The sequence below is a fragment of the Ancylobacter sp. G4_0304 genome (assembly GCF_047501495.1).
GTDB lineage: Bacteria > Pseudomonadota > Alphaproteobacteria > Rhizobiales > Xanthobacteraceae > Ancylobacter.
Genome location: NZ_JAZDRM010000023.1, coordinates 1 through 15,815, shown reverse-complemented (window position 1 = coordinate 15,815; position 15,815 = coordinate 1). Strand labels below are relative to the sequence as shown.

The 15,815-nt window shown below is 67.7% G+C and carries 14 protein-coding genes; 8 read left to right on the top strand and 6 right to left on the bottom strand.

Features of this window, described 5'->3' with window-relative positions:
- Positions 1-199 precede the first annotated feature (199 nt).
- The 5 genes from VRZ77_RS14080 (at position 200) to rpsD (ending at position 5,997) form a co-directional block, all read left to right on the top strand.
- On the top strand, positions 200-1,060 hold the full coding sequence (locus VRZ77_RS14080; protein ID WP_414593271.1) for an RNA methyltransferase: 861 nt from the start codon (positions 200-202) through the stop codon (positions 1,058-1,060).
- Between the two features lie 122 nt (positions 1,061-1,182).
- Positions 1,183-2,034: a glutamate racemase gene (murI, locus tag VRZ77_RS14075; protein ID WP_414593270.1), complete on the top strand. Its 852-nt coding sequence runs from the start codon at positions 1,183-1,185 to the stop codon at positions 2,032-2,034.
- 97 nt (positions 2,035-2,131) lie between these two features.
- A complete protein-coding gene (locus tag VRZ77_RS14070) occupies positions 2,132-3,391 on the top strand; it encodes a lytic murein transglycosylase (protein WP_414593269.1) in 1,260 nt (419 codons plus the stop codon).
- 466 nt (positions 3,392-3,857) lie between these two features.
- Complete coding sequence (gene oxlT, locus VRZ77_RS14065) at positions 3,858-5,171, top strand: oxalate/formate MFS antiporter (RefSeq protein WP_414593268.1); 1,314 nt, start codon at positions 3,858-3,860, stop codon at positions 5,169-5,171.
- A 208-nt stretch (positions 5,172-5,379) separates the two neighbouring features.
- On the top strand, positions 5,380-5,997 hold the full coding sequence (gene rpsD, locus VRZ77_RS14060; protein WP_414593267.1) for a 30S ribosomal protein S4: 618 nt from the start codon (positions 5,380-5,382) through the stop codon (positions 5,995-5,997).
- Positions 5,998-6,160: 163 nt separating this feature from the next.
- Here rpsD and grxD read toward each other — a convergent pair whose 3' ends face one another.
- The 6 genes from grxD to purC all read right to left on the bottom strand — a co-directional run bounded on the left by grxD (position 6,161) and on the right by purC (position 10,954).
- On the bottom strand, positions 6,161-6,499 hold the full coding sequence (grxD, locus tag VRZ77_RS14055) for a Grx4 family monothiol glutaredoxin (protein ID WP_414593266.1): 339 nt from the start codon (positions 6,497-6,499) through the stop codon (positions 6,161-6,163).
- A 46-nt stretch (positions 6,500-6,545) separates the two neighbouring features.
- Positions 6,546-6,779: a BolA family protein gene (locus tag VRZ77_RS14050; RefSeq protein WP_414593265.1), complete on the bottom strand. Its 234-nt coding sequence runs from the start codon at positions 6,777-6,779 to the stop codon at positions 6,546-6,548.
- 19 nt (positions 6,780-6,798) lie between these two features.
- On the bottom strand, positions 6,799-9,006 hold the full coding sequence (gene purL, locus VRZ77_RS14045; protein ID WP_414593264.1) for a phosphoribosylformylglycinamidine synthase subunit PurL: 2,208 nt from the start codon (positions 9,004-9,006) through the stop codon (positions 6,799-6,801).
- A 55-nt stretch (positions 9,007-9,061) separates the two neighbouring features.
- Positions 9,062-9,760 carry a phosphoribosylformylglycinamidine synthase subunit PurQ gene (gene purQ / locus VRZ77_RS14040; protein ID WP_414593263.1) on the bottom strand — a complete coding sequence of 233 codons (699 nt, stop codon included), beginning with the start codon at positions 9,758-9,760 and terminating at the stop codon, positions 9,062-9,064.
- A gap of 4 nt (positions 9,761-9,764) precedes the next feature.
- Positions 9,765-10,007: a phosphoribosylformylglycinamidine synthase subunit PurS gene (gene purS / locus VRZ77_RS14035; protein WP_241616491.1), complete on the bottom strand. Its 243-nt coding sequence runs from the start codon at positions 10,005-10,007 to the stop codon at positions 9,765-9,767.
- Positions 10,008-10,144: 137 nt separating this feature from the next.
- Positions 10,145-10,954 carry a phosphoribosylaminoimidazolesuccinocarboxamide synthase gene (gene purC / locus VRZ77_RS14030; RefSeq protein ID WP_241616492.1) on the bottom strand — a complete coding sequence of 270 codons (810 nt, stop codon included), beginning with the start codon at positions 10,952-10,954 and terminating at the stop codon, positions 10,145-10,147.
- Positions 10,955-11,242: 288 nt separating this feature from the next.
- Between purC and VRZ77_RS14025 the strand changes: the two genes are divergently transcribed.
- The 3 genes from VRZ77_RS14025 to VRZ77_RS14015 all read left to right on the top strand — a co-directional run.
- On the top strand, positions 11,243-11,566 hold the full coding sequence (locus VRZ77_RS14025) for a DUF1476 domain-containing protein (protein ID WP_414593262.1): 324 nt from the start codon (positions 11,243-11,245) through the stop codon (positions 11,564-11,566).
- Between the two features lie 337 nt (positions 11,567-11,903).
- A complete protein-coding gene (locus tag VRZ77_RS14020; RefSeq protein ID WP_414593261.1) occupies positions 11,904-15,317 on the top strand; it encodes an SH3 domain-containing protein in 3,414 nt (1,137 codons plus the stop codon).
- Between the two features lie 145 nt (positions 15,318-15,462).
- On the top strand, positions 15,463-15,815 hold a 353-nt coding region (locus VRZ77_RS14015; RefSeq protein WP_414593260.1), incomplete at its 3' end, for an SH3 domain-containing protein.

The window sequence follows — 15,815 nt, the reverse complement described above, 5'->3', positions numbered from 1 at the left end:
GCGGAAGTGCCTGCCCGCACGGAAAGAGCCGGTGCGCGGTTGATAGCGCGCCGCGTGCTCAAGTGAAAGCACGCAACAGGCCAACTTTCGGGGCAGGGCGCGGCTAATGCCTTGGACTCGGCGCAACCACGCTTCGCAAGCGGGGCAGGGGCGGCTATAGGACCGGCCAGACATCCAAACGCCTGTGGAGCGCAAGATCATGCCCGGTGCCGGAACCGACAGCACCAAGCCCTGGCCCGAGGGCGGCCCGGTGGTGATCCTCGTCGAGCCGCAGCTTGGCGAGAATATCGGCTCTGCGGTGCGCGCCATGGGCAATTTCGGCGTCTCGCGGCTGCGGCTCGTCAATCCGCGCGAGGGCTGGCCCAATCCGAAGGCGGTCACCTTCGCCTCCGGCGCCGACCGGATTCTCGAAGGCGCCGAGCTGTTTCCCGACGTGCGCTCGGCGATCGCCGACCTGTCCTTCGTCGCCGCCACCACGGCGCGCGAGCGCGGCATGCAGAAGCCGGTGTTCGGCGCCGACCAGCTCGCCGGCGAAATCATCTCGCGGAAAGCGGCGGGCAACGAGGTCGGGCTGCTGTTCGGCCGTGAGCGCACGGGGCTCTATACCGACGAAGTGTCGCTGGCCGACGTCATCGTCACCCTGCCGGTCAACCCGGCCTTCGCCTCGCTCAATCTCGCCATGGCGGTGACGGTGATCTGCTACGAGTGGTTCAAGCTTGCGACCGGCGGCGCGCTGCCGTTCGTGCAGCCGGACCGCTATCAGATGGCCGACAAGGGCGACCTGCTGGCCTTCTTCGACCATGTGGAGCGGGAACTGGAACAGGCGGCATTCTTCCGTTCCAAGGAGAAGCAGCCCTCCACCACCCGCAACATCCGCGACATCTTCCACCGGGTGGGTCTGACGCGGCAGGACATCGCCACGCTGCACGGCATGGTCACCGCCTTGGTGGAGGGGCGGGCACTGCGCGAGGCCCGCACCAAGGCACGGCTGAGCGCCAAGGGTGGAACGAGCGGGAAAGGCGCCGCGGCGCCCGCCGAGGCCGGTGAGGGCGAGGAATAGTCGGCAACGATCCGTTCACCAAACTGCGTCACAATCCCGCCCGGGATGGAGGGCAACAGATGGGCGCAGAGATTTCATCCGTTTCCGGTTACGGTCAGGCTCACTCCTTCGGACCGCCAGTCGTGTCGCCTCTCACTCCGGACCATGTCCCCGCCACCGCGCTGCGCGCGCCCACCATACTGGTCTTCGATTCGGGCCTTGGCGGGCTGTCGGTGTTCCGCGAGCTGGCGCGGACCCGGCCCGATGCCCGCTTCATCTATGCCGCCGACGATGCCGGCTTTCCCTATGGCCCGCTCGCCGAGCCCGAGCTGATCGCGCGCGTGCTGGCCGTGGTCGGCGCGCTGATCGCGCGTCTGGCGCCCGATGCCGTCGTGATCGCCTGCAACACCGCCTCGACCGCCGTGCTGCCGGCGCTGCGGGCGCGCTATGCCATTCCCTTCGTCGGCACGGTCCCCGCCATCAAGCCGGCCTGCGAGAGCTCGCTGACGCGGCAGGTCAGCGTGCTGGCAACGCCGGGCACGGTGCGCCGCGACTATACACAGGCGCTGATCCGGGATTTCGCGGGCAACTGCCGGGTGACGCTGGTCGGCTCCACCCGCCTCGCCACGCTGGCCGAGGCGGCGATGGCCGGCGAACCGGTGCCGGACGAAGCGTTCGCGCAGGAGATCGCGCCGTGCTTCGTGCGGGAAGGGCGGGCGCGTACCGATACGGTGGTGCTGGCCTGCACGCATTATCCGCTGGTGCTCGACCGGCTGGAACGCACCGCGCCCTGGCCGGTGCGCTGGGTCGATCCCGCCCCCGCTATCGCGCGGCGCATGGGCTCGCTGCTCGGTCCGGTGGCGTTCGCCGCCAGCCCGATGCCGCTGCGCCTGTTCTCCACCGGCGCGCCGCTCGATCCGGCGATGGTGGAGCGGCTCACCGGGCGCAAGGCGCGTGCCGGCGAGATCGTCTCCCTCGACCCGGCGGTTGCGTAACTGCCGGCGAGGTGACGCGAGGCCTTGCCTGCGTCATGATCGCTTGTCAGCATGCCGTAGCGGCACGAGCGCCGACAACAAGGAGCCTGCACGCGCCGTGAGTGCCTTACGGTTCGATCGTTCCGGCGATGCCGCCACGCTGACCCGCCGCGCCTTCGTCGGCGGCGCCGGTGTCCTGCTGCTCGGCATTCCCGTGGCCGGGGCACAGACGGCGGCGCAGCCTTTCGACGCCTGGGTCGCCACCTTCCGGGCGCGGGCACGGGCGCGGGGCATTTCCGACCAGGTCTATGACCGGGTCATGCGCGGGCTGGAGCCGGACACCTCGGTCTATGCGAGAGACAGCGCGCAGCCGGAATTCCGCGAGCAGCTCTGGCAATATCTCAATCGCCGCATCTCGGAATGGCGCATCGTCACCGGGCAGGCGGCGCTGAAGAAGAACGCCGCGCTGCTGAAGCGGCTGGAGAAGGATTTCGGCGTCGAACCGGATGTGCTGCTCGGCCTGTGGGGCATGGAGAGCGCGTTCGGCGAGCTGGTGGACGATCCCGACCACATGCGCCCGGTGTTCCCCTCGCTGGCGGCGCTGGCCTGGGGCGAGCCGCGGCGGCGCAAATATTGGGAGACCGAGTTGCTCAACGCGCTCGCCATCGTGCAGCGCGGCTGGGCGGAGCCGGACGGCATGCTCGGCTCCTGGGCCGGCGCCATGGGCCACACCCAGTGGATGCCCGAGGTCTGGCTCAATCTCGGCATCGACTATGACGGCGACGGCCGGGTCTCGCCCTATGAAGTCGGCGATGCACTGGCCGGCAGCTCGCGCTATCTCATCAAGCGTGGCAATTACCAGCGCGGCCTGCCCTGGGGCTTCGAGGTGGCGATGCCGCCCTCGGCCGAGAAGGCGGCGGACGCCAAGACCAACCGCACGGTCGAGGACTGGGGCAAGCTCGGCATTCGGCCGGTGGAAGGTGGCAGCTTCTCCCATCCCAAGGCCCGCGCGCGACTGTGGGCGCCGACGGGGGCGGAGGGGCCGTGCTTCCTGCTGACCCAGAACTTCTTCGCCGTGCGCTCCTACAACCCGTCGATGAACTACGCGCTCGCAGTGTGCCATCTCGGCGACCGCGTGCTCGGCGGGCCCGGCTTCGTCACGCCGTTTCCCGGCGGCGAGCGGGCGCTCACCCTCGTCGAGGTCCAGGAAGTGCAGAAGCGCCTGACCCGCGCCGGCTTCGACACCGGCGGCGTGGACGGGCGGGTTGGCAACATGACCATGCGCGCGGTGCGCGCCTTCCAGCAGAAGGCGGGAATCACCCCCGCCGACGGCTATGCCAGCCTCGATGTGCTGAACGCGCTGCGCGGCACACGCTGACGGCACAGCTTTAGAGCGCCCGGCCGCAGACTATCTCTCTGCCGACGCACCGCGATGACCGCCACCAGATGCGGGATGCTGCGTCATGTGACGCAGGGATGATGCCTGCGTTTCGGGCGAACCGGAAAAGACATCTGTCTCATGTTCGCGAAACACAACGTCAGCACCGCGCGGACATGCGGAAATTCACGCATCTAATCTTCAAATATTCGTCCGATGAATATTATGCGAGCTGACGATAGGGTAACCGGTCGCGCGCGATATTTGACGTGCATATTGAAAATACATAATATCTAAAAGGTTAGACCCTTACCAAGGGGAATATTTACTTAAGGTAACGATGTCCGCCACCCCAAAAATGCGGGCGGGGCATCGCCTTCATTCCGGCCGGGCGGCCAGACGCCCGTCAGAACCAAAAGCGGCCGCACAAAAGAGCCGCGTTTCGTGAACAGGTTGAGGAATCAAGATGAACAGGCAAGACGTCGCGATGCGTCCGTGGGAACCGTGGGTTCAGCTCGGATGCGGCATTCTCTGCATGGCGATGATCGCCAATCTTCAATATGGCTGGACGCTGTTCGTCGACCCGATCGACGCCAAGCACCAGTGGGGCCGGGCGGCGATCCAGACCGCCTTCACCATCTTCGTGCTGACCGAGACCTGGCTGGTGCCGGTCGAGGCCTGGTTCGTCGACCGCTATGGCCCGCGCATCGTGCTCACCTTCGGCGCGGTGATGATCGCGGTGTCGTGGGTGGTCAATTCCTATGCCGGCTCGCTGCCCATGCTGTATCTGGGCGCCGTGCTGGGCGGCATCGGTGCCGGCTCGGTCTACGGCACCTGCGTCGGCAACGCGCTGAAGTGGTTCCCCTATCGGCGCGGGCTCGCGGCGGGCGCCACGGCGGCGGGTTTCGGCGCCGGCGCGGCGCTGACCGTGGTGCCGATCGCCAATGTCATCGCCTCGTCGGGCTATGAGACCGCGTTCTTCTGGTTCGGCATCGGGCAGGGTATCGTCGTTCTGATCGCCGCCCAGTTCCTCTATCCGCCCCGCCAGAAGATCGCCCCGCCCAAGAAGGCGCTGAGTCTGCCGCAGACCAAGGTGGACTATCCGCCGAGCAAGACGCTCTCCAAGCCGGTGTTCTGGCTGCTGTACCTGATGTTCGTCATGGTCGCGTCCGGCGGCCTGATGGCGGCGGCGCAGATCGGCCCGATCGCCCACGATCTCGGCGTCGCCGACGTGCCGGTGAACCTGCTCGGCCTGCAGGCGGTGGCGCTGACGCTGGCGATCTCGCTGGACCGCATCTTCGACGGCTTCGGGCGGCCGATCTTCGGCTATGTCTCGGACCGGATCGGGCGTGAGAACACTATGTTCATCGCCTTCGGCACCGCCGCGGTCATGTTGCTGCTGCTGGTCTATCACGGCTCGAACCCGCTGGTGTTCGTGCTCGCGACGGCGTGCTTCTTCGGCGTGTTCGGCGAAATCTACAGCCTGTTCCCCGCAACCTGCGGCGACACCTTCGGCTCGAAGTTCGCCGCCACCAATGCCGGCATGCTCTACACCGCCAAGGGCACGGCCGCGCTGCTGGTGCCGCTGGCGAGCGTGGTGGCGGCGGCCTATGGCTGGTACGCTGTGTTCGCCATCGCGGTCGGGCTCAACGCCACGGCGGCGCTGCTCGCCATGTTCGTGCTGAAGCCGGTGCGCAGCGCCTTCATGGCGCGCGGCGAGGAGCCGGTCGCGAAGAGTGCCGGCATTTCGCCGCAGTCGCAGGGCGGCGCGGTGGGCTGAACCCTGTGGAATCGCTTGCGCGCGCTTGACCTTTGCGTCCGGCGCGCGTATGCACCCGATCACTCGCGGGGCTGGCAACGGCCCCGTGAGCTGTTTCACGCACCCGTGGTGCCGGTCGGCGCGTTCGACCGGAGCCTGTCATTGGTCCTCGTGGCCAAAGAGGAGGGGGCGCGATCCAACCCGCAACCTTGCGAAGAGGACCAGCGCAATGAGCAAGCGCGTTTCGGCCAAGCACAAGCTTGACCGCCGTATGGGCGAGAATATTTGGGGTCGCCCGAAGAGCCCCATCAACAAGCGTGAATATGGCCCCGGCCAGCACGGCCAGCGCCGTAAGGGCAAGCTGTCCGACTTCGGCGTGCAGTTGCGCGCCAAGCAGAAGCTGAAGGGCTACTACGCCTCGATCGGCGAGAAGCAGTTCCACGCCATCTATGTGGAAGCCTCGCGCCTCAAGGGCGACACCGGCGCCAACCTGATCGGCCTCCTGGAGAGCCGTCTGGACGCCGTCGTGTACCGCGCCAAGTTCGTTCCCACGGTGTTCGCCGCCCGCCAGTTCGTGAGCCACGGCCACATCAAGGTGAACGGCCGCCGCGTCAACATCCCGAGCTATAAGGTGAAGGTCGGCGACGTGGTCGAGGTGAAGGAAGCCTCCCGCCAGCTGGTCCTGGTTCTCGAAGCCGTCGCTTCCGGCGAGCGCGACGTGCCGGACTATCTTGAGGTCGATCACTCCAAGCTGACGGCCAAGTATGTCCGCACCCCGGACCTCAACGAGGTGCCGTACCCGGTGGTGATGGAACCGAACCTCGTGGTCGAATACTATTCGCGCTGATCCGGCAACGGATTGCGACAGACGGAAAAGCCGCCCTTTCGGGCGGCTTTTTTGTTGGCCGACCCGGCGGAAATGCGAGGCTCCAGCCAGAGGCGCTATGCATCAGTCAAAACAAAAGCCGCCCCGAGGGGCGGCTTCGTCATTTCTGTCGGGCGGGTGCGCCTCAGGCGGTGGCGCGGCCCATCACCGGGACGCCCTTTTCTTCCAGCAGCGTCTGCAACTCGCCGGCCTGGAACATCTCGCGCACGATATCGCAGCCGCCGATAAACTCGCCCTTGACGAACACCTGCGGGATGGTCGGCCAGCTGGTGTATTCCTTGATCCCGTTACGGATTTCGTCGGAATCCAGCACGTTCACGCCCTTAAAGTCGACGCCGAGATGGTTCAGGATCTGCGCCACCTGGCCGGAGAAGCCGCACATCGGGAACTGCGGCGTGCCCTTCATGAAGACCACGACGTCGTTGCTCTTCACCTGGCTGTCAATGAAATCATGGATGCTCATGATGGAACCCTTGAGAAATACGGGTGACGGCCGATCTCAGCCGCGTTCATTCCGGTACATTGGTCTGTAGTGCCAGAGCGTGCAAGATGCCGCCCATCTGGCCTTGAAGCGCGGCATAGACCATCTGGTGCTGCTGCACCCGGCTCTTTCCGCGAAAGCTCTCGCACGTCACCGTGGCGGCATAATGATTGCCGTCGCCGGCAAGGTCGCGGATCGACACATCCGCGCCGGGAAGGCCCTGCTTGATCAGCCGTTCGATCTCGGCCGCTTCCATCGCCATAGGTCAGTGCTCCCTCACATCAAAAGCCGGCGCCCATATAGATGGGAAGCCACGCCTCGTGACGCTCACGCAGCGCATCCACGATAATTGGGCGCTCGCCGGGGATATTCAATCGGTCGGAGCCGGTGACGCCGAGCTTTGCCACCGTGATTCCGGCGGTTTCCGCGCGCTTCAGCACGAGCGCCTTGGCGTGGCTCACCGTCACGATGTAGCGCGCCTGATCCTCGCCGAACCAGAAGGCGTGCGGCACCGTGCCGGCGGGCGGGGCGACCAGCGTGGCGCCGATGCTAGAGGCCATCGCCATCTCGGCCACGGCGACCAGCAGGCCGCCATCGGAGACGTCATGCACGGCGGTCACCAGACCCTCCTCGATCAGCGTGCGCACGAAGTCGCCGTGCTTGCGCTCCAGCGCGAGATCGACCGGGGGCGGGGCACCATCCTCGCGGTCGAGAATCTCCGAGAGGAAGGCCGACTGGCCAAGCCAGCCGGTGGTGGCGCCGATCACGAGGATGGTCTCGCCATCGTCCTTGAACGCCAGCGTCGCCGTCTTCGCGACATCGGCCACCACGCCGACGCCGCCAATGGTCGGGGTCGGCAGGATCGCGCGGCCATTGGTCTCGTTGTAGAGGCTGACATTGCCGGAGACGACCGGGAAGTCGAGCGCCAGCGCCGCGGCGCCGATGCCGCGCAGGCAGCCGACGAGCTGGCCCATGATCTCGGGCCGCTCGGGGTTGCCGAAGTTCAGATTGTCGGTCAGCGCCAGCGGCTTGCCGCCGACGGCGGTGATGTTGCGCCACACTTCCGCGACCGCCTGCTTGCCGCCCTCGAACGGGTCGGCCTCGCAATAGCGCGGGGTGACGTCGCAGGCCATGACCAGACCCTTCGGGCCGTCCTCGACGCGCACCACGGCCGCGTCGCCGCCGGGGCGCTGCACGGTGTTGTTGAGGATGAGGTGGTCGTACTGCTCCCAGATCCAGCGCTTGGAGGCGAAGTCCGGCGAGCCGATCAGCCGCTCCAGCGCGCCCGGCACGGTGGCGGAAATCTCCAGCGAGGCGGGATCGACATTCTGCTGCTTGGGCGTCTCGACCCACGGACGGTCATAGAGCGGGGCCTCGTCGCCCAGTTCCTTGATCGGCAGATCGGCCTTCACTTCGCCCTTGTGCTTGACCACGAAGCGCAGCGTGTCGGTGGTGCGCCCGACAATGGCGAAGTCGAGCCCCCATTTGCGGAAGATGGCCTCGGCCTGCGCTTCCTTGCCGGGCGCGATCACCATGAGCATGCGCTCCTGGCTCTCGGAGAGCATCATTTCATAGGCGCTCATGCCCGCCTCGCGGCAGGGCAGCTTGTCGAGGTCCAGCTCAATGCCGAGGTCGCCCTTGGCGCCCATCTCGACCGCCGAGCAGGTGAGGCCGGCCGCGCCCATGTCCTGGATCGCGACCACGCAGCCCGCTTCCATGATTTCGAGGCAGGCTTCCAGCAGCAGCTTCTCGGCGAAGGGGTCGCCGACCTGCACGGTGGGCCGCTTCTCCTCCGCGCCCTCGCCGAACTCGGCCGAGGCCATGGTGGCGCCATGAATACCGTCGCGCCCGGTTTTGGAACCGAGATAAACCACCGGCAGGCCGACGCCCGTCGCCTTGGCGTAGAAGATCTTGTCGGCGTCCGCGAGGCCGACCGCCATGGCGTTGACCAGGCAGTTGCCGTCATAGCGGGTGTGGAAGCCGACGAGGCCGCCGACGGTCGGCACGCCGAAGGAATTGCCATAACCGCCAATGCCCGCCACCACGCCGGCGACGAGGTGCCGCGTGCGCGGGTGCTTGGGGTCGCCGAAGCGCAGCGCGTTCAGCGCCGCGATGGGGCGCGCGCCCATGGTGAACACGTCGCGCAGAATGCCGCCAACACCCGTGCCCGCGCCCTGATAGGGCTCGATATAGGACGGGTGGTTGTGGCTCTCCATCTTGAACACGGCGGCCTGCCCGTCGCCGATGTCGATCACGCCGGCATTCTCGCCGGGACCCTGGATCACCCAGGGTGCCTTGGTCGGCAGGCCCTTCAGGTGCAGGCGCGAGGATTTGTAGGAACAGTGCTCGTTCCACATCGCCGAGAAGATGCCAAGCTCGGTGAAGCTCGGCTCGCGGCCGATCAGCTTTAGGATGCGCTCATACTCGTCGGGCTTGAGCCCATGGTCGGCGACGAGCTGGGGAGTGATCTTCGGTTCAGGGGAGGTCATGCGAGGGCCGTCATTCCGTTTCGCGTCATGCGGGGCAGGGCGGTGAGCGCGGGGCTCACGCCTTTTCCAGCACGCCGGCAATGCTCTCGAACAGGCCGCGCCCGTCGGTCGGGCCGAGCAGCGGGTCGACATGGTTCTCGGGGTGCGGCATCAGGCCGAGCACGTTCAGCTTTTCCGAGGCGATGCCGGCGATGGAGTTGGCCGCGCCGTTCAGCACCTGCGTGTCGTCGCGCCGACCGTCCGCGGTCACATAGCGGAAGATCACCCGCCCATCGCCTTCCAGCCGCTTCAGCGTCTCGGCATCGGCCGCGTAATTGCCCTCGCCATGCGCCACCGGGTAGCGCACCACGGCGCCCTTGGCGTATTTGCGGGTGAAAGGCGTATCGGTGCGCTCGACCTTCAGCAGCGCCTCGCGGCAGACGAAACGCAGCCGCGCATTGCGCACCAGCACGCCCGGCAGCAGGCCGCTTTCGCACAGGATCTGGAAGCCGTTGCAGATGCCGAGCACCAGGCCGCCGCGCGCGGCGTGGGCGCGCACCGCGTCCATGATCGAGGCGCGGGCCGCAATGGCGCCGCAGCGCAGATAATCGCCATAGGAGAAGCCGCCGGGCAGCACCACGAGGTCGGTGCCGGTCGGAAGCTCGGTCTCGGCGTGCCAGACCAGGCTGACGCGGCTGCCGGAGACCTTCTCCAGCGCGTGCTTGGCGTCACCCTCGCGATTGGAGCCGGGGAAGACGAGGACGGCGGATTTCATCGGTCTAACCCACGAACTCGATGCGGTAGCTTTCGATCACCGTATTGGCGAGCAGCTTCTCGCAGGCATCCTTCAGCGTCGCCTCGGCGCGGACCTTGTCGTCGCCGTCGAGCTCGACATCGAAGACCTTGCCCTGCCGGACGCTGGCGACACCCGGCACGCCGAGCGAGCGCAGCGCGCCCTCAATGGCTTTGCCCTGCGGGTCGAGCACGGCGGATTTCAGGGTGACGAGAACGCGCGCCTTCATGGGTCAGCTCTTTGCATCGCTTTGCGACGGGCCGCGGGAAACCTTTCGGGCCTCCAGCCACCCGCATCGGGTGTCAGAAACGTAAAGCGGGGGCTTACCGCCCCCGCCTAGCATTGCGCCGCGTGCGGCTCAACGGCTCATTTCTCGGGTTCGGACTTCACCAGCACCGGCCCGCCGGTCGGCGAGCGCTCGTTCTCGGACATGATGCCGAGACGGCGGGCGACTTCCGAATAGGCTTCGACCAGCCCGCCCATGTCGCGGCGGAAGCGGTCCTTGTCGAGCTTGTCGTTCGACTTGATGTCCCACAGCCGGCACGAGTCCGGGCTGATCTCGTCGGCGACGACGATGCGCATCATGTCGTTTTCCCACAGGCGGCCGCATTCCATCTTGAAGTCGACGAGACGGATGCCGACGCCGAGGAACAGGCCCGAGAGGAAATCGTTGACGCGGATCGCGAGCGCGATGATGTCGTCGATCTCCTGGGTCGTCGCCCAGCCGAACGCCGTGATGTGCTCTTCCGACACCATCGGGTCGTTGAGCTGGTCGTTCTTATAGTAGAACTCGATGATCGAGCGCGGGAGCTGCGTGCCTTCCTCGATACCGAGGCGGGTCGACAGCGAGCCGGCGGCAACGTTGCGCACCACGACTTCGAGCGGAATGATCTCCACTTCGCGGATGAGCTGCTCGCGCATGTTCAGCCGCTTGATGAAGTGGGTGGGAACGCCGATCTCGTTCAGCTTCAGGAAGACGTATTCCGAGATGCGGTTGTTCAGCACGCCTTTGCCGTCGATGACGTCGTGCTTCTTCGCGTTGAACGCGGTGGCGTCATCCTTGAAGTGCTGGATCAAGGTGCCGGGCTCGGGGCCTTCATAAAGGACCTTCGCCTTACCTTCGTAAATGCGGCGGCGGCGGCTCATGGGGGGGTACCGTCGGTTGAGGAAATCCATTGATGCCGGGGCTCCGGTGTTGCAGGTCCACGGCTGAGTGCTTCGGGCGCATGCGTAACGAGACGCGCTTTATCGATTCGTATCGCATTGCACCAGCACCCGCGCCGACACTAGCCGATTGGCGAAGCGGATACAAACAGGACGGTATGCAACGCGGCCGCGCGTGCCGCGCAACCCACGCCCCGGCGTCACATTGACGTAGGGGGCACTTGGGTACGCCAGCGACGTTGATTTGGGGGCGGGCTCGCGATAATCAAGCCCGCGACCAGTCATGCACGAGGGCGAGACATGAGCACGTTCGACAATCGTGAAGATGCCTTTGAAGCCAAGTTCGCGCATGACGCGACGCTGCGCTTCAAGGCAAGCGCCCGCCGCAACCGCGCGCTGGGCCTGTGGGCGGCCGACAAGCTCGGCCTGTCCGGCGACGAAGCCGCGGCCTATGCCAAGTCCCTGATCGAGGCCGATCTCGAAGAGGCGGGCGACGAGGACGTCTACCGGAAGGTTAAGGCGGATTTCGACGCCAAGGGCCTCGATATTTCCGAGCACCGCATCCGCCGCACCATGGAAGAGCTGCTCGCCGACGCCATTGCGAGCCTGAAGGCGGAAGGCTGAGCCTGCCGCCGCGCCTCTCCCTCCGTTGTGAAATGGCGGAAGAACTCGCGATAAGCTATTGATCTTTCAAACGAAATGACCCGGAGACCGACAGGTTCCTCCGGGCATTTTCGTTTGCGCGAGAAGCGGGGACGGCCATGGCGGTATCATTGTCCGGCGCCGCTGCGTCAGGCCATGGCCTTCCCTCGCGTTGATCCGCAACCCGGGATTTCGCTGATTCGGGTTGCACCTTGGCAACCATCTTTGCGGCATTTGATTGCCGTCAATCCCTTTTCCGGGCAGCGTGACGCTGCCGATGCTGCGCGCCCTGGTGCAGCCCGGCGACGAGGAGGACCTTATGAGGTTCACGACATCCTTCGCGCTGTCCGCCGGGCTGGTTCTGGCCGGCACGATGCACGCCGCGGCGGTGCCTGCGACGACGACGGCGAATGTGAACGTGCGCTCGGGTCCGGGGGCGCGCTACAGCGTCATCGCCTCGCTGCCGGCGGGATCGCCGGTCGATATTCTCGGCTGCACCGGCAGCTGGTGCCAGACGCAATACGGCTATGTCAGCGCCCGGATGTTGTCGCAGGGCGGCTATGCCGGCGCGGCCTACGGGGTCGGCGCCTATGCCGCGCCCAATTACAGCGTGCCGAACTACGCGCTGGCCTCGCCGGGCACGAATTACCGCCAGCCCGCCGCCGCCCAGCTCGCGCCGCAGCCGGTGCAGCAGCGCCCGTTCCTGCCGGCGCAGGCAGGCGCGACCCCCGGTATCACCCCCGGCACCGCGCCCACCCTCGGCACCAATTACCGCCAGCCCTATGGCACCACGGCGCCGGCCGCGCCCGCGCCGGGCTATGACGCCAATGCCGCGAGCGCGCTCGCGGCGGCGCCGGTGACGACCGGGGCGCCGGGCAGCTTCGGCACCATGAAGGGCGCGCGCACCACAATCGGCGAGACCAATGTCCGCTCCGGTCCCGGCGTCGAATATTCCATCATCAAGACCCTGCCGGACTTCACCAAGGTCGAAGTGCAGTCCTGCGCCAATACCTGGTGCCAGACCGACGAGGGCTATATCAGCCTGTTCCATCTGTCGCGTGGCCCGGTGCAACAGGTGCTGAGTTCGGCGGCGCAGCCGCTGCTGCCAGGCTCCGGCTCGCGGGATTCCGCCTATTACGCCGGAAATCTCGCCGCGCAGGCCACCATGGGCTATGGCGCGGCCGGGCAGGGTGGCGTGCCGATGGCCGGCGCGGGTGGCGTACCCTCCGGCGTCCCGGGCATTCCCTATGCCGCCTCCAACACCAATTACCGCGTTCCGGCCGCCCAGCGCCTCGCGGCGCAGCCCGTGGCGAACCTCGCGCCGGGCTACGCGCCGAATGCCTATGGCGTCGCCGGCGGGCAGGCCACCGTGCGCGCCAATGTCAATGTCCGCTCCGGTCCCGGCACACGCTACGGCGTGATCGGCTCGCTGCCGGCCGGCTCGCCGGTCGACATCATGAGCTGCACCGGCAGCTGGTGCCAGACCCAGTACGGCTATGTCAGCGCCCGCCTCGTCGCGCAGGGCGCGCTCTATACCGGCGCACAGCCGGCCGCCGCGCGGGCCTATGCCGCGGCGAATTACGCGCTGGCCTCGCCGGGCACGAACTACCGACAGCCCGCCGCCGCGCAGCTTGCCCCGCAGCCGGTGCAGCAGCGCCCGTTCCTGCCGGCGCAGGCGGGCGCGACGCCCGGCATCACCCCCGGCACCGCGCCGACCCTCGGCACCAACTACCGCCAGCCCTATGGCACCACGGCGCCGGCCGCGCCCGCGCCGGGCTATGACGCCAATGCCGCGACCGCGCTCGCGGCGGCGCCGGTGACGACCGGGGCGCCGGGCAGCTTCGGCACCATGAAGGGCGCGCGCACCACGATCGGCGAGACCAATGTCCGCTCCGGTCCCGGCGTCGAATATTCCATCATCAAGACCCTGCCGGACTTCACCAAGGTCGAAGTGCAGTCCTGCGCCAATACCTGGTGCCAGACCGACGAGGGCTATATCAGCCTGTTCCATCTGTCGCGTGGCCCGGTGCAACAGGTGCTGAGTTCGGCGGCGCAGCCGCTGCTGCCAGGCTCCGGCTCGCGGGATTCCGCCTATTACGCCGGAAATCTCGCCGCGCAAGCCACCATGGGCTATGGCGCGGCCGGGCAGGGTGGCGTGCCGATGGCCGGCGCGGGTGGCGTACCCACCGGCGTCCCGGGCATTCCCTATGCCGCCTCCAACACCAATTACCGCGTTCCGGCCGCCCAGCGCCTCGCGGCGCAGCCCGTGGCGAACCTCGCGCCGGGCTACGCGCCGAACGCCTATGGCGTCGCCGGCGGGCAGGCCACCGTGCGCGCCAATGTCAATGTCCGCTCCGGTCCCGGCACACGCTACGGCGTGATCGGCTCGCTGCCGGCCGGCTCGCCGGTCGACATCATGAGCTGCACCGGCAGCTGGTGCCAGACCCAGTACGGCTATGTCAGCGCCCGCCTCGTCGCGCAGGGCGCGCTCTATACCGGCGCGCAGCCGGCCGCCGCGCGGGCCTATGCCGCGCCGAACTACGCGCTGGCCTCGCCGGGCACGAATTACCGCCAGCCCGCCGCCGCGCAGCTCGCGCCGCAGCCGGTGCAGCAGCGCCCGTTCCTGCCGGCGCAGGCGGGCGCGACGCCCGGCATCACCCCCGGCACCGCGCCGACCCTCGGCACCAATTACCGCCAGCCCTATGGCACCACGGCGCCGGCCGCGCCCGCTCTTCCGCAGAACGCCGCCTATCCGGGCACGGCCTATCAGGATCCGCGCCGCTACAATGCTGCGGCGCCGACCGGGCCGGGCTATTCCGCCACCACCGTCTCCGCGCTCAATGTGCGCTCGGGTCCCGGCGTCGGCTACGACCTTCTCGGCACGCTGCCGGCCGGCTCGGCGGTGAACGTGGTGTCCTGCGCGGGAAGCTGGTGCCAGACGCAGTACGGCTATGTCAGCGCCCGCCACATTTCCACCGGGGGCTCTGGCGCGCCCGGCGCGAACTACCCGACGCCCGCGGCCCAGCCCGCGACCTACGCCCGCGCCAGCTACAGCGCGCCGGCGACGGCCAGCTATGGCCGCACGAGCTACGCCCAGCCCGCTTATGCCCAGCCGGCCTACGCTCAGGCCTATGCCCAGCCCGGCTACGGCAATGCCTATGCTCCGGACCCGACTTTCGGCGGCGCCTATACCGGCTCGCGCTACATTCCCGGCGCGACCTACCCGACCTACACGTCCCCGCTCGCCAATCTCGCCGCCGATATCGCCGCGCCCTTCGAGGCGATCGCCACCGCCGCCAGCTACGGCTTCGGCGAAGGCGGCTGGGGCGGCGGCTGGTACAATGCGCCGGCCACGGCCCCGATCGGCGCCAACTGGCGCGTGAGCCTCGGCCCGCAATATTCCTACGGCACCCGCGACCGGGGGCCGGGCTATTGGGGGCCCTCGCTCTATGGCCGCAACATTCCCAGCAACTGGGGCGCGCGGCCAAGCTATTGGGGCGGGCGCCCGACCTACTGGAACATGCATCCCGGCTACCCGGTGCAGGCCTATCGCGGCGACCGGCGCGGCAATTACTACTGGTCGACCCGCAATGAGGGCCTGCGCCCGCAGCCGGCGCGCTGGTATGGCGGCGGTGCGAACGGGCTCGGGCCGCGCTGGCAGGGTCCGTATGATGCCGGACCCCGCTACAACGGCCGTCCTGTAGTCTGGCGGCCGCGTGCGGGCCTGTTCTGAGCCACGAGCGGCTATCGCAGGGGAAGCTGCAACAAATTCCGCCTGAAATAGTTGCCATGCTCATCAGGTGCATGCGTCGACGCCTCCCGGTCCGGGAAGGCGCGGACGTCGCGGCGATGCTCGCCGCGCTGGTGAGGAGAGTGCAATGCGGTTTCCCAAATCCCTCTTGCTGGCGGCGGGCTTACTGCTTGCCGGCAGCGTCGCCGCCTCGGCTCGGCCGGCGGTGGTTACCACCGATCTCAATGTCCGCAGCGGTCCCGGCACCGGCTATGCCGTGATTGGCTCGCTGCGGGCGGGCCAGAGCGTGAATGTCGACTCATGTACCGGCAGCTGGTGCCGCGTCGCGGGCGGCTTCGCCAGTGCGCGCTACCTCAGCTTCGGCGGCGGCACGCGCGTCGTGGTGCAGCCGGCGCCGGTCTATTACGACGATTATGATGACGGCTGGGGCTGGGGACCCGGCGCCGTGGCGATCGGCGTCGGCCCGGCCTGGGGCTGGGG

What these genes read in the sequence shown, in the direction of transcription:
- VRZ77_RS14080 (WP_414593271.1), top strand. Translation starts at nt 200, where the DNA reads ATGCCCGGTGCCGGAACCGACAGCACCAAGCCCTGGCCCGAGGGCGGC.
- VRZ77_RS14025 (WP_414593262.1), top strand. Translation starts at nt 11,243, where the DNA reads ATGAGCACGTTCGACAATCGTGAAGATGCCTTTGAAGCCAAGTTCGCG.
- purL (WP_414593264.1), bottom strand. Translation starts at nt 9,006, where the DNA reads ATGACCTCCCCTGAACCGAAGATCACTCCCCAGCTCGTCGCCGACCAT.
- VRZ77_RS14050 (WP_414593265.1), bottom strand. Translation starts at nt 6,779, where the DNA reads ATGGCGATGGAAGCGGCCGAGATCGAACGGCTGATCAAGCAGGGCCTT.
- purQ (WP_414593263.1), bottom strand. Translation starts at nt 9,760, where the DNA reads ATGAAATCCGCCGTCCTCGTCTTCCCCGGCTCCAATCGCGAGGGTGAC.
- purS (WP_241616491.1), bottom strand. Translation starts at nt 10,007, where the DNA reads ATGAAGGCGCGCGTTCTCGTCACCCTGAAATCCGCCGTGCTCGACCCG.
- purC (WP_241616492.1), bottom strand. Translation starts at nt 10,954, where the DNA reads ATGGATTTCCTCAACCGACGGTACCCCCCCATGAGCCGCCGCCGCCGC.
- VRZ77_RS14020 (WP_414593261.1), top strand. Translation starts at nt 11,904, where the DNA reads ATGAGGTTCACGACATCCTTCGCGCTGTCCGCCGGGCTGGTTCTGGCC.
- oxlT (WP_414593268.1), top strand. Translation starts at nt 3,858, where the DNA reads ATGAACAGGCAAGACGTCGCGATGCGTCCGTGGGAACCGTGGGTTCAG.
- grxD (WP_414593266.1), bottom strand. Translation starts at nt 6,499, where the DNA reads ATGAGCATCCATGATTTCATTGACAGCCAGGTGAAGAGCAACGACGTC.
- rpsD (WP_414593267.1), top strand. Translation starts at nt 5,380, where the DNA reads ATGAGCAAGCGCGTTTCGGCCAAGCACAAGCTTGACCGCCGTATGGGC.